Origin of the sequence: Amycolatopsis sp. GM8 (assembly GCF_021653975.1) — a bacterium.
Classification (GTDB): Bacteria; Actinomycetota; Actinomycetes; order Mycobacteriales; family Pseudonocardiaceae; genus Amycolatopsis_E.
The window spans coordinates 1,280,352-1,299,603 of sequence record NZ_JAJKFK010000001.1 but is presented as its reverse complement, the minus strand read 5'-3'; the positions used below and the strand labels follow the sequence as shown (position 1 = coordinate 1,299,603).

16 protein-coding genes and 1 pseudogene are annotated in these 19,252 nt (G+C 69.2%); 10 read left to right on the top strand and 7 right to left on the bottom strand.

The genetic code is table 11. From position 1 onward, the window contains the following. Positions 1-37 precede the first annotated feature (37 nt). Positions 38-112, bottom strand: a complete 75-nt coding sequence (locus LOZ83_RS40715) for a 50S ribosomal protein bL37 (protein ID WP_098515123.1) — start codon at positions 110-112, stop codon at positions 38-40. A 116-nt stretch (positions 113-228) separates the two neighbouring features. Here LOZ83_RS40715 and LOZ83_RS06170 point away from each other — a divergent pair, with 116 nt between their 5' ends. Continuing rightward, positions 229-1,734, top strand: a complete 1,506-nt coding sequence (locus LOZ83_RS06170) for a sensor histidine kinase (protein ID WP_236789200.1) — start codon at positions 229-231, stop codon at positions 1,732-1,734. A 78-nt stretch (positions 1,735-1,812) separates the two neighbouring features. Here the strand turns inward: LOZ83_RS06170 and LOZ83_RS06165 are convergent, their stop codons facing one another. Next, positions 1,813-2,058 carry a WhiB family transcriptional regulator gene (locus LOZ83_RS06165; RefSeq protein WP_236789199.1) on the bottom strand — a complete coding sequence of 82 codons (246 nt, stop codon included), beginning with the start codon at positions 2,056-2,058 and terminating at the stop codon, positions 1,813-1,815. A 271-nt stretch (positions 2,059-2,329) separates the two neighbouring features. Next, a complete protein-coding gene (locus LOZ83_RS06160) occupies positions 2,330-3,244 on the bottom strand; it encodes a diacylglycerol kinase family protein (RefSeq protein WP_236789198.1) in 915 nt (304 codons plus the stop codon). A 262-nt stretch (positions 3,245-3,506) separates the two neighbouring features. Between LOZ83_RS06160 and LOZ83_RS06155 the strand changes: the two genes are divergently transcribed. Next, the gene (locus LOZ83_RS06155) at positions 3,507-3,983 is read left to right on the top strand and encodes a hypothetical protein (protein ID WP_236789197.1); all 477 of its coding nucleotides are present in this window, start codon (positions 3,507-3,509) and stop codon (positions 3,981-3,983) included. A gap of 165 nt (positions 3,984-4,148) precedes the next feature. Here the strand turns inward: LOZ83_RS06155 and LOZ83_RS06150 are convergent, their stop codons facing one another. Continuing rightward, positions 4,149-4,625, bottom strand: coding sequence for a GNAT family N-acetyltransferase (locus LOZ83_RS06150; protein ID WP_236789196.1), 477 nt, complete (start codon positions 4,623-4,625; stop codon positions 4,149-4,151). 14 nt (positions 4,626-4,639) lie between these two features. Next, positions 4,640-5,221 (bottom strand): histidine phosphatase family protein, encoded by a 582-nt coding sequence (locus LOZ83_RS06145; RefSeq protein ID WP_236789195.1) that lies wholly within the window; start codon positions 5,219-5,221, stop codon positions 4,640-4,642. A 57-nt stretch (positions 5,222-5,278) separates the two neighbouring features. On the opposite strand from LOZ83_RS06145, the gene LOZ83_RS06140 reads away from it, so the two are divergent. Beyond that, complete coding sequence (locus LOZ83_RS06140; RefSeq protein WP_236789194.1) at positions 5,279-5,749, top strand: hotdog fold domain-containing protein; 471 nt, start codon at positions 5,279-5,281, stop codon at positions 5,747-5,749. 7 nt (positions 5,750-5,756) lie between these two features. Here LOZ83_RS06140 and LOZ83_RS06135 read toward each other — a convergent pair whose 3' ends face one another. After that, on the bottom strand, positions 5,757-6,353 hold the full coding sequence (locus LOZ83_RS06135) for a dTDP-4-dehydrorhamnose 3,5-epimerase family protein (protein WP_236789193.1): 597 nt from the start codon (positions 6,351-6,353) through the stop codon (positions 5,757-5,759). 343 nt (positions 6,354-6,696) lie between these two features. Here LOZ83_RS06135 and LOZ83_RS06130 point away from each other — a divergent pair, with 343 nt between their 5' ends. The 3 genes and pseudogenes from LOZ83_RS06130 to LOZ83_RS06120 form a co-directional block, all read left to right on the top strand. After that, complete coding sequence (locus tag LOZ83_RS06130; RefSeq protein ID WP_236789192.1) at positions 6,697-7,896, top strand: NADP-dependent malic enzyme; 1,200 nt, start codon at positions 6,697-6,699, stop codon at positions 7,894-7,896. Between the two features lie 76 nt (positions 7,897-7,972). Next, complete coding sequence (locus tag LOZ83_RS06125) at positions 7,973-9,052, top strand: ABC transporter ATP-binding protein (RefSeq protein ID WP_236789191.1); 1,080 nt, start codon at positions 7,973-7,975, stop codon at positions 9,050-9,052. Between the two features lie 120 nt (positions 9,053-9,172). Beyond that, a pseudogene (locus LOZ83_RS06120) lies at positions 9,173-10,363 on the top strand (S8 family peptidase); the annotation flags it as partial. 283 nt (positions 10,364-10,646) lie between these two features. On the opposite strand, the gene LOZ83_RS06115 reads toward LOZ83_RS06120, so the two are convergent. Continuing rightward, a complete protein-coding gene (locus tag LOZ83_RS06115; RefSeq protein WP_236789190.1) occupies positions 10,647-14,327 on the bottom strand; it encodes a multifunctional oxoglutarate decarboxylase/oxoglutarate dehydrogenase thiamine pyrophosphate-binding subunit/dihydrolipoyllysine-residue succinyltransferase subunit in 3,681 nt (1,226 codons plus the stop codon). A 247-nt stretch (positions 14,328-14,574) separates the two neighbouring features. Between LOZ83_RS06115 and LOZ83_RS06110 the strand changes: the two genes are divergently transcribed. The 4 genes from LOZ83_RS06110 to LOZ83_RS06095 all read left to right on the top strand — a co-directional run bounded on the left by LOZ83_RS06110 (position 14,575) and on the right by LOZ83_RS06095 (position 19,206). Beyond that, positions 14,575-15,096 carry a YbaB/EbfC family nucleoid-associated protein gene (locus LOZ83_RS06110; protein ID WP_236789189.1) on the top strand — a complete coding sequence of 174 codons (522 nt, stop codon included), beginning with the start codon at positions 14,575-14,577 and terminating at the stop codon, positions 15,094-15,096. Between the two features lie 15 nt (positions 15,097-15,111). Then, complete coding sequence (locus LOZ83_RS06105) at positions 15,112-15,432, top strand: type VII secretion target (RefSeq protein ID WP_236789188.1); 321 nt, start codon at positions 15,112-15,114, stop codon at positions 15,430-15,432. A gap of 95 nt (positions 15,433-15,527) precedes the next feature. Continuing rightward, positions 15,528-16,898 carry an FAD-binding oxidoreductase gene (locus LOZ83_RS06100; protein ID WP_236789187.1) on the top strand — a complete coding sequence of 457 codons (1,371 nt, stop codon included), beginning with the start codon at positions 15,528-15,530 and terminating at the stop codon, positions 16,896-16,898. Positions 16,899-16,941: 43 nt separating this feature from the next. After that, positions 16,942-19,206, top strand: a complete 2,265-nt coding sequence (locus LOZ83_RS06095) for a hypothetical protein (protein ID WP_236789186.1) — start codon at positions 16,942-16,944, stop codon at positions 19,204-19,206. The last annotated feature ends 46 nt before the right edge of the window (positions 19,207-19,252 follow it).

The window sequence follows — 19,252 nt, the reverse complement described above, 5'->3', positions numbered from 1 at the left end:
GGCCCCGGCACGTGCCGGGGCCTTTTACGTTCCGCGCTCAGGCGTTGGGCTTCTTGCCGTGGTTCGCGCCGTTCTTCTTCCGGTCCCGGCGCTTGCGGGCACGCTTCGACATATCTGCTCCTCGGGTGTTGCTTGCTCGCTCCAGTGTGGCAGGCGCCGCCCGGCCTGTGCCGACCCGGTCCGCTCTGGTTACATGGATCCGATACCCCTGCTCGCCGGAGTGACCCCTTGTCCACACTTTCCGACCTGCTCGCCGAGAACACCGGGCTGCCCGGTGAGGCCGCGGATCACCTGCAGGCCGTGGTCGCCGAGTGGCAGCTGCTCGCGGACCTGTCGTTCGCGGACTTCCTGCTGTGGGTGCCCGTCTCGCCGGAGCACAACGAGGAGGGCGGCGACTTCGTGTGCGTCGCCCAGGCCCGGCCGACCACCGGGCTGACGGCGCATCCCGAGGACGTCGTCGGCGTCCGGGTCACCGGCGAGGAGCACCCGCAGCTGGCCCGCGCGCTCCGCGAGGTGCGGATCTGCCGCGAGGAGGACCCGCACTGGTTCCGGGACCTGCCGATGCGGCGCGAGGCGGTGCCGGTGACCTTCGCCGGGGCCGTGATCGCGGTGCTCAGCCGGGAGACGAACCTGGCCGCGCCGCGGGTGCCGAGCCCGCTGGAGGTCGCGTATCTCGGCAGCGCGGGCGACCTGTGCCAGATGATCGCGGACGGCACGTTCCCGAGCGCCGATTCGCAGAGCGACGTGCACACCAGCCCGCGTGTCGGGGACGGCCTGATCCGGCTGGACGCGGGCGGCAACGTCGTGTTCGCGAGCCCCAACGGGTTGTCGGCGTACCACCGGATGGGCCACGAGGCGGACCTGGTCGGCACCAGGCTGGCCCCGTTGACCCGCTCGCTGATCCGTGACCCGTTCGACGCCACCGAGGTCGCACACCGGATTCTGGACGCGCTGGACGGCAAACCGGGCAGCCGTACGGAGGCCGACTCGCGCCGCGGCGCCGTCGTGCTGTTCCGCGCGCTGCCGTTGCGGCCGCACGGCCAGCCGGCCGGTGCGCTGGTGCTGGTGCGGGACGTGACCGAGGTGAAGCGTCGGGACCGGGCGCTGCTGTCGAAGGACGCGACGATCCGCGAAATCCATCACCGGGTCAAGAACAACCTGCAGACAGTCGCGGCCTTGCTGCGGCTGCAGTCGCGGCGGACGGCGAGCGAGGAGGCGCGGCTCGCGCTGACCGAATCGGTGCGCCGGGTCGCGTCAATCGCGATGGTGCACGAGGCGCTGTCGGTGTCGGTCGACGAGCGGGTCGATCTCGACCAGCTGCTGGACAACGTGCTGCCGATGGTCGGCGAGGTCGCCACCGCCGAATCGCGGGTGAGCATCAAGCGCACCGGCTCGTTCGGCGTGGTCGTGGCCGAGATCGCGACCCCGCTGGTGATGGTGCTGGCCGAGCTCGTGCAGAACGCCGTCGAGCACGCGTTCCCCAACGGGCGGCCGGGCAAGGTCGAGATCGCGGTGTCCCGCTCGGCGCGCTGGCTGGACGTGGTGATCCGCGACAACGGCCGCGGCCTGCCGTCGGGTTTCTCGCTGGAACGCGCCGACGGCCTCGGCCTGCAGATCGTCCGGACGCTCATCGAGTCCGAGCTGCGTGGTTCGCTGTCCCTGCGCCGGGTCCGTGACGCGGATGTGCACGGCACCGAAGCCGCCCTGCGAATTCCGTTGAGCCGCCGGCTCTAGGGCAAACAAAACGGGCGCTGGTACACGAATAGTGTCCAGCGCCCGTTGAAGGCGAAAAGCTTGCCTTGATCCGCGAAGTCAGCGGATACCGGAGTGAGCGCGGCGACGCTTGAGGGAGCGGCGCTCGTCTTCGCTCATACCGCCCCAGACACCGGCGTCCTGCCCGCTGGCCAAAGCCCAGGCCAGGCAGTCGGACGCTGCGGTGCAGCGGTGGCAAACGGCCTTCGCCTCGGCGACCTGAAGCAGAGCGGGACCGCTGTTCCCTACAGGGAAGAACAGCTCGGGGTCCTCGTCTCGGCAGGCCGCGTCGTGGCGCCAGTCCATCGGTGAGCTCCTTCTAAAGGGCGCAGTGTGATGCGCCACAGTCGTCATGGCGGTCGTTTTTTTGGGTGCTTGTGAATGCTTTCACGAAGACACGCGTTCGACAAGGGTTTTCTGGAGATCGGTGAGTCAGCTCACCTGGTCGAGCGACGCTGCTGACCTGCGGTTTCTCTCCGAAACGGCCACTGGACGGAAAGGACGGTGCGGTAAACGGGGCTTGTGTGTCGACGAACGGCAACTTGCACTTTGCCCCGAACGATCACTCCGCGGGCCCTCACCCGCCGATGAGCACGCTCAGCGCGTGTGGGACGCTGACGAATTCGACCTGGCTGCGCCGGCCCACCGGATCGCCGTCCACCTGGAAGTTCACCGGGTGCGGCGCCTCGATCCGGAGCTTCGCGAGATCGTCATGACGCACCAGATTCCGCCCGCGGTGCTTCGCCTCCGACCGCAGCGACTGCCGCACGTGCCGGTAAACGGTCCACAGGCTCAGGGTGCGCAGCGCGAACAGGCCGAGGCCGGTCTCGAACGACGTGCCCGTGTTGAAGCGCACCGGGCGCGGGCCGAGGTAGCTCCAGGGATCGGTGTTGGAGATGAACGCCGTGCGCACCTCGACCGGGTCCTCGCCGGGGATGTGCAGCGTCAGCGGTTCCTTGCCGCGCGGCGGGTTGAAGTAGCAGGCGACGGCGGAGCGCATGTACAGCAGGGCGTTCGTCTGCTTGCCGCGCCGGTCGGCGACGGCCGCCACGACGTCGGCGTCCCAGCCGAGGCCGGCGTTGAAGGTGAACCAGCGCTCGTCGGCCCTGCCCAGCCCCACCGACCGGCTCTGCCCGTCCTCGACGGCCCGCAGCAGCTGGTGGGTGGCCTCGACCGGGTCCCGGGAGATACCCAACGCGCGCGCGAAGACGTTCGCCGAGCCGCCGGGGACCACGCCGAGCGCGGTCCGGTTCGTGGGCCCGTCCGTGAGCATCCCGTTGACGACCTCGTTGACCGTCCCGTCACCGCCGTGCGCGACGACCAGGTCGATGCCGTCTCGTACCGCGCTGCGCGCCACGGCCAGCGCATGCCCGCGGTAGTCGGTTTCGACCACCTCGAGTTTCATCTGGCTGGCCAGCGCATGGGCCAGCACATCGCGGCCACCGGCCGTGGTCGACGTGGCTTGCGGGTTGACGACGAGAATCGCGCGCACAACTCGCAGGGTAGGTCAACCACCGTCACTGCGGTGGGGTGCGGAGTGCCAACTCACGGGAACAGATCCGAGTGCCGGTGGGACCTCCCATCGTTCACGCAGTGCCGCTCGTCGTGACAAGTGCACCCGGGCCGACCGCCCGCTCGCCGACGACACTCAGATCTTGACCCGAGCGGCCGCGATTCGAAAACGGCCGACCGGGTGGCATACCATCGAAAGTGCTCACACAAGGTCACGGCCGCAGGTGGAAGGCGTTTTTCCCGTGTCGATCACCGACAAGATCGCTCCCGCGCCACGCGAGGTCCGGCTCGCCGGGCTGGTCACCGCGCTGCTGGGCCTCGGCCTGCTGGGGTTCGGCGTCATGGTGCTCGCCGCGTCGGGCAGCTCCGCCGCGCCGCGCAACAACGTCCTCGCGGAGGCGGGTTTCTTCCTGCTGTTCGCGCTCGTGGTGCTGGCCTGCGCCGCCGGTCTCGGGATGGGGCACACGTGGGCGCGCTCGCCGGGGGTGGTGATCGCGCTGATCACCATCGGCGCCGGCTGGTACCTGGCCGGGCCGTCCGGGCAGCCGGGGCCGGGGGTGCCGGTCATCCTGCTGGGCCTGCTGATCATCGTGCTGCTGTTCCGGCAGCCTTCGCGGGCGTGGGCGCTGGGCCAGCGGCCGGGCGAGAGCGAGGAAGACGCCGCCGAGCGTGGCGGTCTCGAAGGCCGCCACGCCGACCGCGACCACCACGACGACTGACCCGAACGCCGAACTCACTGTCCCGAACGTCGGACTCGCCGTCCCCAACGTCGGACTCGCCGTCCTGACCGTCGGACTCGCGGGGCGTGGCGCCCCGGCGCGCGAGTCGTACGTTCGCGACGGCGACTCCGACACTCGCGACGGCGAGTTCGACGGTCGTGTGGGTCAGGCTGTGCGGGCCAGGTTGTCGAGGGCGGTGTCGGTGAGGCGGTAGACGGTCCACTCGTCCATCGCGGTGGCGCCCAGGGCCTTGTAGAAGCCCGTGGCCGGGTTCCAGTCGAGCACCGACCATTCCAGCCGCTGGTACCCGTTCTCGACGCATTCGCGCGCCAGGGTCGCCAGCAGGGCCTTGCCGAGGCCGGAACCACGCAGCGCGGGCCGCACGTACAGGTCTTCGAGGTAGATCCCGTGCACCCCGCGCCAGGTGGAGAAGTTCAGGAACCACAAGGCGAACCCGACGATCTCGCCGTCCTGCTCGGCGACGTGGGCGAAGACCGCCGGGTGCTCGCCGAACAGCGCTGTGTGCAGCTTGGCGGCGTTCAGCCGGCACTCCGCGGGCGCCTTCTCGTACGCGGCGAGGTCGTGCACCAGCTGCACGAGAGTGTCTACATCGGACTCTTTGACGCGGCGGATCTCGGCCAAGGCGGGAACCTTCTCTACGACGGCGGGATGTTCAGGTGCTCGATCTTGGGCTCGCCCCGCTCATCGCCCAGTACCGAGACGCCCGCCGGGTCGAGTCCGAAGTGGACTCCGGACTGCGCGGGCAGGCCCAGCCAGCGGGCCACCAGCACCCGGCCGAAGTGACCGTGCCCGACGAGGATCACCTCGGTCTCGGCGAGCGCGGCGCGCACCCGATCGAGGAGCTTATCGGCCCGCGCCGTGACGTCGGCGGCGCTTTCCCCGCCGGGGACGGGCCCGGACCACACCGTCCAGCCGGGCACCGTCTTCCGGATGTCCGCGGTGGTGATGCCCTCGTAGTCGCCGTAGTCCCATTCGGCCAGGTCCTCGGTGGTCTCGTCGACCACCAGCCCGGCCAGCTCGGCCGTGCGGACCGCGCGCCGGCGCGGGCTGGTCACGACCAGCGCCTGGCCCTTGCGCAGGGTGCCGAGCGTCAGCCCCGCCGCCCTCGCCTGGTTCTCACCAGCCGGGGTGAGCGGGACGTCCGTGCGCCCGGTGTGGCGGCCGTTCGCCGACCACTCGGTCTGGCCATGCCGGAGAAGGAAAAGCTCGTGCTCCACGCTTGCGAAGATAGTGCACCTCTGCTTTGCTACCGACGAGTAACAAAGGAGTGTGCCATGACCCCGACCCTCGCCAGATGGTCGAAACTCGCCGGGCTGCCCGGTGGCAAACAGCTGTTCTCGGCCGCGGTCTGCCTGCGTGCGCCCTATTTCCGGACCGTGCTGCCGACCGTGCGCGAGCTGCGACCCGGTCACTGCGAGGTGACCGGCCCGCTCTGGTGGGGTGCGCGGAACCACATCGGGACTTTTCACGCGATCGCGGCCTGCAATCTCGCCGAGTTCGCGATGGGCATGCTCGCCGAGGCGACCGTGCCCGCCACCCATCGCTGGCTGCCGAAGGGGATGACCGTCGCCTACGTGGCCAAGGCGGAGACGGGCCTGCGCGCGGTCGCGGAACTGCCGGAGCTGACCGAGTTCGGCGACGAGGGGTTCGATCTTCCCGTGCCGGTCACGATTCTCGACAAACACGGGAAAACCGTGGTGACGGCGACGATCACCATCTGGGTCACGAAGAAGAAGGCTCAGTAGCAGGACATCAGCCGAGCGTCGCGTAGTGCGCGCGGCAGGCCTCGTAGCTGGGCAGGAGGCCCGCCGCCCGCGCTTCGGCGAGCGTGGGTGCCTGAGTGTCCTTTTCGGACAGGATCGGCTCGATGTCCGTGGGCCAGGGCAGGCCGAGCTCGGGATCGAGCGGCGTGATGCCGTGCTCGCCCGCCGGGTTGTAGCCGGTCGAGCAGAGGTAGGACATCGCGGTGTCGTCGGCCAGTGCGACGAACGCGTGGCCCAGGCCCTCGGCGAGGTACACGGCGCGGAACTCGACCGAGTCCAGCCGGACGGCCTCCCAGCGGCCGAACGTCGGCGAGCCGACACGCAGGTCGACGATCACGTCCAGCAGTGCGCCGCTCGGGCAGTACACGTACTTCGCCTGCCCCGGCGGGGTGTCCGCGAAGTGCACGCCGCGGATCGTGCCGCGCTTGGAGACACTGTGGTTGGTCTGTGCCAGCCGCATCGGGTGCCCGACCGCCTCGACGAGGGTGGACTCCTGGAACGGCGCGACGAAGAGGCCGCGGTGATCGGGGAACTGCCGCGGGGTGAACTCGTAGGCATCGCTGATAGCCAACTGGCGAACCTTCATGGGGGTCACGGTAACGCGAAGCGTTTCGTTGAGGGGTGGTGGTCGGGCGAGGGGCTGGCGGTTATCGAAGGTGCTACCAAGCCGGACGGACGTCTTGTTATACCGTGCCTGACCAGGGTTTTTTGTGATGTCGCCCGCACCTGCTCAGCACCCGGCGGGCGGATGATGTCAGACTGAAGGGACCGCCACGTCCGCGGCCGCCGCCTCACCAAGGGCTGCCGGACCGGACGCCTGGCCGGTAGGCGGCGCCACCGCGCCCGGCTGCCGAGCAGCAAATGCCAGTATTCACTGGGGAATTCGGGGGCCATGGTCCCCCGCTCGCAGTCCCGGGAGGGATTCGACAATGACTCAAGCCGAGACGACGAACACGGCGCAGGACGATTCGTCGCCCGTCACCGACACCGAGATCTTCGCCGGACACGAGGGCGGCAAGCTGTCCGTCGCGGCGATCCGGCCGATTTCCAAGCCGCGCGATCTTTCCGTCGCCTACACGCCCGGCGTGGCGAAGGTGAGCCGGGCGATCGCCGAGGACGTTTCACTCGCCAAGCGGTTCACCTGGGCCGACCGGCTGGTCGTCGTGGTCAGCGACGGCACCGCCGTGCTGGGCCTCGGCGACATCGGCGCGAGCGCGTCGCTGCCGGTGATGGAAGGCAAGTCGGTGCTGTTCAAGACGTTCGGCGGGCTCGACTCGATCCCGCTGGTGCTCGACACCACCGACGTGGACGAGATCGTCGAGACGCTGGTGCGGCTGCGGCCCTCGTTCGGCGCGGTCAACCTCGAGGACGTCTCCGCGCCGCGCTGCTTCGAGCTGGAGGACAAGCTCAAGTCGGCGCTGGACTGCCCGGTCATGCACGACGACCAGCACGGCACCGCGATCGTCACCCTCGCTGCGCTGCGCGGGGCGAACCTGGTGCTGGGCCGGGAAATCGGCGAGCAGCGCGTGGTGATCTCCGGCGCCGGCGCGGCCGGGGTGGCCTGCGCGAAGATCCTGCAGGAGGCGGGCATCGGCGACATCACGGTGCTCGACTCGAAGGGCATCATCCACGCCGGCCGAGCCGGGCTGAACCCGGTCAAGGAGCAGCTGGCCGGGACGACGAACTCGGCCGGGCTGCGGGGCGGGCTGGCCGAGGCGCTGCGGGGCGCCGACGTGTTCCTCGGGCTGTCCGGGGCGACGATCGACGGGTCGCTGCTGGGCAGCATGGCGGATGACGCGATCGTGTTCGCTCTGTCCAATCCGGACCCGGAGGTGCATCCGGAGGTGGCCGCGCGGCACGCCGCGATCGTGGCCACCGGGCGTAGTGACTTCCCGAACCAGATCAACAACGTGCTCGCGTTCCCCGGTGTGTTCCGGGGCGCGCTGGACGCGGGCGCGCGGGCGATCACGGAGAACATGAAGCTCGCCGCGGCGGAGGCGATCGTGGCCGTCGCGCAGGACGACCTCGGTCCGGACCGGATCGTGCCGAGCCCGCTCGACCCGCGGGTGGCGCCCGAAGTGGCCGCCGCGGTCGCGAAGGCGGCGGTGGAGGACGGCGTCACCGGCTAGGGTTGCTCGCAAGGCTGTGGGAACGGCCGGTCTCCCCAGCGGGAGGCCGGCCGTTCGGCTTAGTGAGGAGGCGGGCGTGGGGATCGAGTTCCGGCACGTCACCAAGCGGTATCCAGGTGGCACGGTCGCGGTCGACGACCTCGGTCTGACCATCGACGACGGCACGATCACGGTGCTCGTCGGCCCGTCGGGCTGCGGCAAGACCACGTCGCTGCGCATGATCAACCGGATGGTCGAGCCGACCTCCGGCGCGGTGCTGCTGGACGGCAAGGACGTCCGGGAGTCCGATCCGCCCGTGCTGCGTCGGGGAATCGGATACGTCATCCAGAACGCGGGCCTGTTCCCGCATCGCACGGTGCTGGACAACGTGGCGACGGTGCCGCTGCTTTCGGGCTGGGGCAGGCGGAAGGCGCGCGATCGCGCGGCCGAACTGCTGGACACCGTGGGCCTGCCCGCCGAGCTCGGAAAGCGTTATCCCGCGCAGCTTTCCGGTGGCCAGCAGCAGCGCGTCGGCGTCGCCCGCGCGCTCGCGGGGGATTCTCCGGTGCTGCTGATGGACGAGCCGTTCTCGGCGGTCGACCCGATCGTCCGCGAGGAGCTGCAGGACGAGTTGTTGCGGCTGCAGTCGAGGCTGGACAAGACGATCGTGTTCGTGACACACGACATCGACGAGGCCGTCCGGCTGGGCGACCGGATCGCCGTGATGCGGGTCGGCGGGAAGCTCGCGCAGTACGGCACCCCAGCCGATGTGCTGCGCTATCCGGTGGACGATTTCGTCGCTTCGTTCGTCGGCCGGGACCGTGGCTACCGTGGTCTGTCCTTTGTGGATTCCACTGGGGTGGAAGTGAAGGACGTCGCCACCATCGAGCTGGGCGAGACGCTGGCCGGCCCGGTCGAGGACTGGCGGCTGGCCGTGAACGCCGAGCGACGCCCGCGCGGATGGCTCGCGCCCGAGTCCACTGTGGACGGTTCGCTGGCGGAGGCGGACCTCGTCGCGGGAGGTTCGCTGTACCAGCAGGGCACGGCGATCCGCGGTGCGCTCGACGCCGCCCTGTCCTCGCCCGCGGGGCTGGGTGTCGTCGTCGACGACGAGGGGCGCGTGACCGGTGTGGTCACGGCGAGGCAGATTCTGGACGTGCTCGAACACCGGGAGTGACCGCGGGCCTACTTTCGGCTGGGTCTGTTCGAGTGCGGGGGCTTCCGGCGCCGGGGTGTCCGTTTTACGCTCGGCGATGCATTCGCGCCGTGAATGCTTTTCGCTCCTGCTGAGGGAGGAATGCCTGCCGTGCGTATCCCCACCGGACTCAAACGCAGACCAGTCGCCACACTCGGCCTCGCCGCGGCCGTCGCGACGATCGCCGCTGTCGCCACCAGCGCTCCCGCGATGGCCCAGGAAGGTTCCATCGTCGGTGCCGGCGGCGCCGACGCGATCAAGGACAGCTACATCGTCGTACTGAAGGACACCGCGTCGCCCGTCGACGCGCTGGCCGGGAAGCTCGGCGGCGTGGTGCACCAGAAGTTCTCGGCCGCGCTGAAGGGTTACTCGGCCACCATGACCGAGAGCCAGGCCAAGCGTGCCGCGGCGGACTCCTCGGTTGCCTACGTCGAGCAGGACCGCACGTTCCACATCCTGACGGACCAGCTGAACCCGCCGTCGTGGGGCCTTGACCGGGTCGACCAGCGATCGTTGCCGCTGGACAAGAAATACACGTACTCGACGACGGCGTCGAACGTGCACGCGTACATCATCGACACCGGGATCAACCTGACCCACAGCGACTTCGGTGGGCGGGCGAAGTCCGGATACGATTTCGTCGACAACGACAGCAATGCGACCGACTGCAACGGGCACGGCACGCACGTCGCCGGGACGGTCGGCGGGGCCACCTACGGTCTCGCGAAAGGTGTGCAACTGACCGCGGTGCGGGTGCTGGACTGCTCGGGTTCGGGTAGCTATGCCGGTGTCATCGCGGGGATCGACTGGGTTGCCGCGAACGCGATCAAACCGGCCGTGGCGAACATGAGCCTCGGCGGTGGTGCTTCTGCGTCGGTCGACAATGCTGTCCGGAACGCGATATCGAAGAACGTCACGTTCGCCGTCGCGGGCGGCAATGACAGTGTGAGCGCCTGCGGTTCGTCCCCGGCCCGCACCGCCGAGGCGATCACCGTCGGCGCGACGACGAGCACCGATGCGCGTGCCAGCTACTCGAACTACGGCAGTTGTCTGGACATCTTCGCGCCGGGCAGCAGCATCAAGTCCGACTGGATCGGCAGCTCCACGGCGACGAACACCATCAGCGGCACGTCGATGGCAACACCCCATGTCACTGGTGCCGCGGCGCTTTATCTGGCGACACATACGACTGCGTCCCCGGCGGCGGTGCGGAATGCCTTGGTGGCGGCCGGGACTACCGGGAAGGTGACCGGCGCTGGGTCCGGTTCGCCGAACGTTCTGTTGTACACGGGGCCGTAGGTCGGCGCGCTGGGCGGGCTTTGTCTTTAAAACCCGAGGGCTTGGGTTGTCATCCCGTCGCCTGAAACAGGAACCATCACTTTGAGCCGGGGCCGCAACCTACAACACAACCGGCAGCCGACAAGACCAACCTTGCGGCCCCGGCTCAAAGTGATACATCAAACCGCAGGCGACGGGATGACAACCCACCCCGACCACCCACTCAACGCAAGATCCCCTGGCCCCCTCATCCCGGAGCCAGCCCGTCCGGCGAGGACATCTCTTGATCTCTAAAACCTCACTCAAAAGCCTTGGCGATCAACGCCTTCTGCTCAACCTCGTGCACCTTCGACGAGCCCGCGGACGGCGCGGCCATCGGGCGGCGGGACACGACGTCCAGAGTGGACAGTAGCTGCGGCAGCTTGCGGGGCAGGTGCAGGCCGAAGAACGGCCAGGCGCCCTGGTTTTCCGGCTCCTCCTGGACCCAGGTGACCTGCGTCGCGGCGGTGTAGCGCTCCAGTGCGTGGCCCAGCTTCTTGATCGGCAGCGGGTAGTACTGCTCGATCCGGACGATGGCGACGTCGTGCGCCTCGCGCTTGGTGCGTTCGGCGACCAGCTCCCAGTACAGTTTGCCCGAAGTCAGCAGCACCTTCCGGGCCTTGGCGGGGTCCACCTCGACATCGTCGATCACCGACATGAACTTCGACTGGTCGGTGAAGTCCTCGACCGCCGAAGTCGCAGCCTTGTTGCGCAGCATGGACTTCGGGGTGAAGACGATCATCGGCCGGCGGATCCCGTCCAGCGCGTGGCGGCGCAGCAGGTGGAAGTAGTTCGCCGGGGTCGACGGCACCGCGACCGTCATCGAGCCCTCGGCGCACAGCTGCAGGAACCGCTCGATCCGGCCCGACGTGTGGTCCGGACCCTGCCCTTCATGCCCGTGCGGCAGCAGCAGCACGACATCCGAGAGCTGGCCCCACTTGGCCTCACCGGACGAGATGTACTCGTCGATCACGGTCTGCGCGCCGTTGACGAAGTCACCGAACTGCGCTTCCCACATCACCAGCGCGTCCGAGTTGGCCACCGAGTAGCCGTACTCGAAGCCCACCGCCGCGTACTCCGACAGCGCCGAGTCGTAGATCAGCACCCGGCCCTGGCCGTCCACCAGGTTCTGCAGCGGCGAGTACTCCTTGCCGTTCTTGCGGTCGATCAGCACCGAGTGCCGCTGGGTGAACGTGCCGCGGCGAGAGTCCTGACCGGACAGTCGCACCAGCCGGCCTTCCATCGCCAGCGAACCGAACGCGAGCAGCTCACCGAACGCCCAGTCGACACCGCCCTCGCGCGACATCTTCGCGCGGCGCTCCAGCACCGGCTTGACCCGCGGGTGCGGGCTGAAACCATCCGGCACGTTCAGGAACGCGTCGCCGATACGCTCGATCGTCTCGCGGGGAACCGCCGTCGGCACCTTCGCCGGGACCTGCTGCTCCTCCTCCACCGAGGGGCTCGCCGTCGCCGGGTGCTTCTCCAGTTCGCGAACCTCGTTGAAGACGTGTTCGAGCTGGCTGGAGAAGTCGCGCAGCGCGGCCTCGGCCTCTTCGACGGAGATGTCGCCGCGCCCGATCAGGGCCTCGGTGTAGGTCTTACGCACCGAACGCTTCGTGTCGATGATGTCGTACATCGCCGGCTGCGTCATCGACGGGTCGTCGCCCTCGTTGTGGCCGCGGCGGCGGTAGCAGATCATGTCGATCACGACGTCCTTGTTGAACGCCTGCCGGTAGTCCACCGCCAGCTTCGCCACCCAGTGCGCGGCCTCCGGGTCGTCACCGTTCACGTGGAAGATCGGCGCGCCGATCATCTTCGCCACGTCGGTCGCGTACTGCGAGGAGCGCGCGTGCTCCGGCGCGGTGGTGAAGCCGACCTGGTTGTTGATGATCAGGTGCACGGTGCCACCGGTGCGGTACCCGCGCAGCAGCGACAGGTTCAGCGTCTCGGCCACCACACCCTGACCGGCGAAGGCCGCGTCACCGTGCATCAGCACGGGGAGCACGGTGAAGCCCTTGCCGTCCTGGTCACCCTTGTCGAGGATGTCCTGCTTCGCGCGGACGATGCCTTCGAGGATCGGGTCGACGGTCTCCAGGTGCGACGGGTTCGAGGCGAGTGAAACCTTGGTCTCGCCGTCGCCGAACATCCGGAAGTACTTGCCCTCCGCGCCCAGGTGGTACTTCACGTCGCCGGAGCCGTGCGCCTGGCCCGGGTCGAGGTTGCCCTCGAACTCGCGGAAGATCTGCGAGATCGGCTTGCCCACGATGTTGGCGAGCACGTTCAGCCGGCCACGGTGCGGCATGCCGATGACGACCTCGTCCAGCTCGTACTCGGCCGCCTTGTCCAGCACGGTGTCCAGCAGCGGGATCGCCGTCTCGCCGCCTTCGAGCGAGAACCGCTTCTGGCCGACGTACTTGGTCTGCAGGAAGGTCTCGAAGGCCTCCGCCGCGTTCAGCTTGGACAGCACGTACTTCTGCACGGCGGGGTCCGGCTTCGCGTGCGGCACCTCGACACGCTCCTGGATCCACCGGCGCTCCTCCGGGTCCAGGATGTGCGTGTACTCGATGCCCACCGTGCGGCAGTAGGAATCGCGCAGCACACCGAGGATGTCGCGCAGCTTCATCTTCTCCTGCCCGGCGAACCCGCCGACCGCGAACTCGCGGTCGAGGTCCCACAGGGTCAGGCCGTGCGAGAGGACGTCGAGGTCCTCGTGGCGGCGCTGCCGGTAGTTCAGCGGGTCGGTGTCGGCCATCAGGTGGCCGCGCATCCGGTAGGCGTCGATCAGTTCGAGGATCCGCGCGGTCTTGTCCACCGCGCCGGCCGGGATGTCCTCGACCCAGCGGACCGGCTCGTACGGCAGCCGCAGCGAGGTGAAGATGTCGTCGTAGAAGCCGTCTCCGCCGAGCAGCAGCTCGTGGATGAGCTTGAGGTACTCGCCGGACTCCGCGCCCTGGATGATGCGGTGGTCATACGTCGAGGTCAGCGTCATGATCTTGCTGATGCCGAGGTCGGTCAGCGTCTTCTCGCTGGTGCCCTCGAAATGCGCCGGGTACTGCATCGCGCCGACACCGATGATCGCGCCCTGGCCCGCCTGCAGCCGTGGCACGGAGTGGTTCGTACCGATGCCGCCCGGGTTGGTCAGCGAAATGGTGGTGCCGGCGAAGTCGTCCGCGGTGAGCTTGTTGTTGCGCGCCTTCTTGACGATGTCCTCGTAGGCTTGCCAGAACTGGAGGAACGTCATGTTCTCCGTGTTCTTGATGGAGGCGACCACGAGGGTGCGGCTGCCGTCCTTGCCCTTCATGTCGATGGCGAGGCCGAGGTTGATGTGCTCCGGCGTGACCGCGAACGGCTTGGCGTCGATCAGCTGGTAGTGCCGGTTCATGTTCGGGTAGTCGCGCAGCGCGCGGACCATCGCGTACCCGATGAGGTGCGTGAAGGAGATCTTGCCGCCGCGGGTGCGCCGGAGGTGGTTGTTGATGACGATCCGGTTGTCCGCCATCAGCTTCGCGGGCACGGCGCGCACGCTGGTCGCGGTCGGGACGCTCAGCGAGGCGTCCATGTTCTTCGCGATCGCGGCGGCGGCGCCGCGCAGCTGCTTGGTCTCTTCGTCCGCGGCGGGCTTGACGGCGGCGGCCTGTGTCCTCGCGGCGGCGGGCTGGGGGGCCTTCGCGGCGGGCGGCTGCGCGGCCTTCACCGCGGCGGGAGCGGGCGTGGCGGCGGGGGCCTGACCGTTGCCCGACGGCTTCGGCAGGATCTGCGCGGCGGCGGTGGCGCTCGCGGTGTCCGGCTTGGTCTCCGGCGTCTGCGTCGGCTTGAAGTCGGAGAAGAAGTCATGCCAGGCGGCATCTACTGAGGAAGGGTCGGCGAGGAACTGGTCGTACATCTCCTCGACGAGCCATTCATTGGGGCCGAACTGTGACGCAGGGCTGCTGCTGGACACGGCAGGGACTCGCCTCTATCCATCTCGATCTTGGTTGTCCGCTTGATGCGCCTACCAGGCTAACCCCCCACCCTTTCGGGATGTCGCCTAAGTGGTGCATCTCCGTTGCAAGTGGGTTTGGGATTCCTCACTTGATCGATGCAGGATCGATGGGTCCTGCTACTGGACGTCGCGGGCGTGCTGCGAGAGCCTGGGAACCGGGCCGTTCGTGCGGTCGTCGAACGAGGGGGACAGGGAGGATCGCACCGTGGCTGACCTGAGCGACGTCGAGCGCATGGTCGATGACTGGGAGCGCGACGCGAAGCAGAAAGCCGAGCGCTACCAGCGGATGCAGCAGGAGGTCGGGCAGATCTCGATCACCGGCTCGGCGGCGCACGGCGCGGTCAGCGTGACCGTGGGCAGCAACGGCATCCCGACGGGTGTCGCGATGACGGACGCGGTCCGCAAGATGAACCCGGACGAGATCGCGGCCGCCGTGCTCACCGCGATGCAGCAGGCGCAGTCCCAGTATCCGCAGCGAATTCAGGAAATCGTTTCGGAAACCGTGGGGGATGACGACACGAGTCGCCACATCGTGGCCACCGCGGTGGAGAACTTCCCGCCGCCCCCGCCCGCGGAAGAGGAGCCGGAGGCGCCCGGGCGGCAGCTGCGGATCGAGCAGGAAGCCGAGGAAGAGCAGCCCGCGCAGCCGAAGCCGCAACCGAAACACCGCCGCGAAGACGGCGGGGACGACGACTTCGGCGACCAGACTTTCCTTCGCCGTGACTGAGAACGGGGGTAGACGGTGAGCGATGGTTACGAAGTTCTTACCGATGAGCTGGACACCCATGCCGGCAAGGTGGACGGGCTCGCGCAACGCTTGCAGACCGCGGTGCAGGCGGCCCAGCAGGTGGCCATGGACAACAGCGCGTACGGCGTGATCTGCCAGCCGTTCGCGTTGCTGCTCGATCCGTTCGAGCAAATGGGCGTGCGCGCGTTGCAGAGCGCCCAGGAGTCGGTCGGCGACACCGCCGGCCAGGTCCGTGACGCGGTCCAGACCTATACCGCACAAGACCAGTCCACCGGGCAGGTGCTGGACACGATCGGGAAGCCGCTGATCGATTAAACCGCTGGTCGAGCGGGCATGACCGCTGTCTCATCTGGTGGTGAACGGCGTCGGCGAGCGGCCTGTCCGCGTAGCCTGAACGTTCGGAGGTGGCGATGGATCTGGTGACCCGGCTGCGGGCGGCGGTGCCCGCGGAGCACGTGCTGGACGATCCGGCCGTCGTCGAGTCCTATCTGCAGGACCAGGCGGAATGGGCCCAGTACGCGCAGGCCGCCGCGGTGGTCCGGCCGCGTAGCACCGAGGAGGTGCGGGCGGTCGTCCGGCTGGCCGCGGAGCTCCGGGTGCCGGTCGTGCCGCGCGGCGCGGGCACCGGCCTGTCCGGCGGCGCCAACGCGATCGAGGGCTGCGTCGTCCTCGCGTTCGAGGCGATGAACCAGGTGCTGGAGATCGACACCGTCGAGCGGCTCGCCGTCGTGCAGCCGGGTGTGGTCAACGACGATCTGCGAAGTGCCTGTGCGGCCAAGGATCTGTGGTACCCGCCGGATCCGGCGAGCGCGCCGTGGTCGACCATCGGCGGCAACGTCGCGACCAACGCGGGCGGGTTGTGCTGCGTCAAGTACGGCGTGACGCGTGACTACGTGCTGGCGCTCGAGGTGGTGACCGGGCGCGGGGAGGTGGTCCGGATCGGCCACCGCACCGCGAAAGGCGTCGCGGGCTACGACCTTTGTGGACTGATGGTCGGCTCCGAGGGCACCCTCGGCATCATCACCGAGATCACCGTGCGGCTGCGCCCGCAGCGGCCCGCCGAGCGCACGATCGCCGGGTACTTCGACTCCGTCGTCGCGGCCGGCGAGGCGGTGAGCGCGGTGTCCGCGTCGGGTGTCGTGCCGTCCGCGCTCGAACTGGTCGACCGGCACTGCCTCGAAGCCGTCGACGCCTGGAAGAACATGGGCCTGTCCACCGAGGCGAACGTCGTGCTGCTCGGCCGGGTCGACACCCCAGGCGAGTACGGCGAGCACGAGGCACGGACCGTGCTGCGGTGCTTCGAGGAGGCCGGGGCCACGTGGGCCGCGCTGTCCTCGGACGAGCACGAGGCCGAGGCCCTGTTCGACGCGCGGCGGCTGGCGTACCCGGCCCTGGAGCGCCTGGGCCCGGTGCTGACCGAGGACGTCTGCGTGCCGAAGGCGCTGGTGCCGGAAATGCTGGCCCGGATCGAGAAGTCGGCGGCCGAGCACGACACGCTCATCGCCAACATCGCGCACGCCGGCGACGGCAACCTGCACCCGCTGCTGATCACCCCGATCGGGGACGAGGACGCGAAACGCCGGGCGCAGGCGGCCTTCGAGGACATCATCGCGGACGCGATCGAGCTCGGCGGCACGGTGACCGGCGAGCACGGCGTCGGCCTGCTCAAGCGGGCGGGCCTGCGGCGTGAGCTGAGCCCGGCGGTGCTGGAGATGCACCGTGCGGTCAAGACCGCGCTCGACCCGCTGAACATCCTGAACCCGGGCAAGATCTTCACCTGACCGGAGCAGCAACCGCGTCCGGATGGCAGCCGTCATAAGGATCATGGCGGCCGAACTGGTGGACGAGCGTGCTCCCGCGGACGACTCCGTCGTGCGCAGACTCGCGTTGGCGGAGCTCCCGCCCATCGTCGACGAGGTACTGGCGCGGCCGCGGATCCAGGACGAATGCGACAAGCACAAACTGGATCCCGCCGAGCTCCGCGAACGGCTGCTCGCCGATCCCGACGAGCTGCTGAGCCCGACCAACACGGAGATCTCCGCCTACCGGGACGCCGTGCGCGCCCTCGGCGAGGTCGGCCCTGGCCGGGCGCGCGAGCGGACCTGGCCGAGCGACTACCGGGCGGTGCTGGAGTTCTTCCTGCTGCTGCTCGGGTCCGCGGAAATGATGGGCGCGGCGCTCCTGGTCGGCGTGATCGCCCGTGGTGGCCTTCCGGTGATCGTCAAGATCGTGCTGGGCCTGGTCGTGGCGGCCGGCGTGGTCGCGCTCTATTTCGCGGTGCCGATCGGCGCGCTGATCACCGTCACCGAACGGCTGCCGCCGCCCCGGCTCCGCCCGCTCGGCACGCACCGTGCCGCGAAGATCGCACGCTGGCTCGCGTTCCTCGTGCTGGCGGTCGCGGTCTATGCCCTTTTGCCGGCACTGGAGCGGTCCTTGACCGTGTGGGGCGCGATCGCGGCCAGTCTGCTCGCGGTGATCGCGCTCGTGCTCGCCTTCAGCGTCGCCAGCCTCAATCCGGACATGGAGAAGGTGATCGCGCGGAATGTGGGGGTGCGCCGGGCCCGGCTGCGGGCCGACGCGGCGGCGGCGCTCGACGTGTGGCGCGACGCGGCGCGGGCGACCGTCGTACCGGCGGTGAACCGGCTGATCAGCCGCCTGTCGGCGCCGTCCTACGACGTGCGGCTGACCGTGCGGGACGACTCGGGCCTGGGCACGATGGCCAATCTCGACCGGGTCGTCGCCACCGCCGCGAGGGAACGCCTGCGGCGGGTCCTCGGCCGGATGCGGTCCGGGGCGGTCGGGATCGCCGGTCCCCGCGGGGTCGGCAAGACGACGCTGATCGAGGTGCATCGCGAAGGATGGCTGCTCCCGCGGGGCCGCGAGCACGTCGTGATCCGGGTCGACGCGCCGATCGGGTACGAGGGCCGGGACTTCGCGCTGCACATCTACGCCGCCGCCTGCGAGGCCGTCATCGACACCCTGCGCACCGAGCGCAAGAAGTGGATCTTCGGGCGGCAGCCGGCCGAGGACAAGGTGCGGCTGGATGTCGTCGAGGACGCCACGCGGCGGCTCGACCGGATCCGTTACCTGCAGACGAGCACCACGGGCTGGTCGGGCAAGGTGACGCTGCCGGGCACCGGCGCGGACGTGTCGGCGAGCCGCTCGACGGCGAAGGCGAGCCAGCCGCTGACGTACCCGGAGATCATCAACGAGCTGCGGAAGTTCCTCACGCGGGTGGCCGCGCTGCTCAGCTTCGTCAACTCGAACGCGGCCGCGACCCCGTTGGTGGTCGCGATCGACGAGCTGGACAAGATCGCCTCGGCCGAGCACGCCTACCGGTTCGTCAACGAGCTGAAGGCGCTGTTCGGCGTGCCCGGCTGCCATTTCGTGCTGTCGGTGTCCGAGGACGCGCTGATCTCCTTCGAGCGCAGGGGTTTCGCCGTGCGCGACGCGTTCGACAGCGCCTTCGACGAGATCATCCGGGTCGACTACCTGACGCTGGCGGAGAGCCGGGAACTGCTCAGCAGCAGGCTGATCGGGGTGCCCGAGCCGTTCGTCACCTTCGCGTACTGCTTCTCCGGCGGCCTGCCGCGCGACCTGATCCGGGTGGCCAGGGCGATGATGGACATCACCCACACGACACCCGCGCCGGGCCTGGCGCACGTGTGCGCGGCGCTGACCGGGACCGCGATCGAGCAGGCGGCGCGGCTCGCGCAGCGGGAGCTCCGGCCGCTGGCACATGCCGCGTCCGTGGTGGAGCTGATCCGGCTGGCGGACGGCCCGAGCCTGACCCGCCGGCCGCCCGGCGAGCTGCAGGCGACCATCGGCAAGCTGGTCCAGACCACCGAGGAGACCGCCACCGTCCGGCTGGAGCTGGCGACCCTCCTCTACTTCGCGCTGACCCTGCGCGAAGTCTTCACCGACGACCTGACGAAGGACCAGATCGTCACCGCCTCGCTGGACCCCGGCCCGGGTTCGTTCGAGACGCTCGCCCGCGCCCGCCAGGCGTTCGGCGACAACATGACGCATGCCTGGCTGCTCATCGAGGAGTTCCGCGCCGCGTGGCGGCTCCCGGTGGTCGAGCTGTAGTTACTGATCCGACCGAAAGTAGGCGGACACGGTCCGCAGCCGGCCT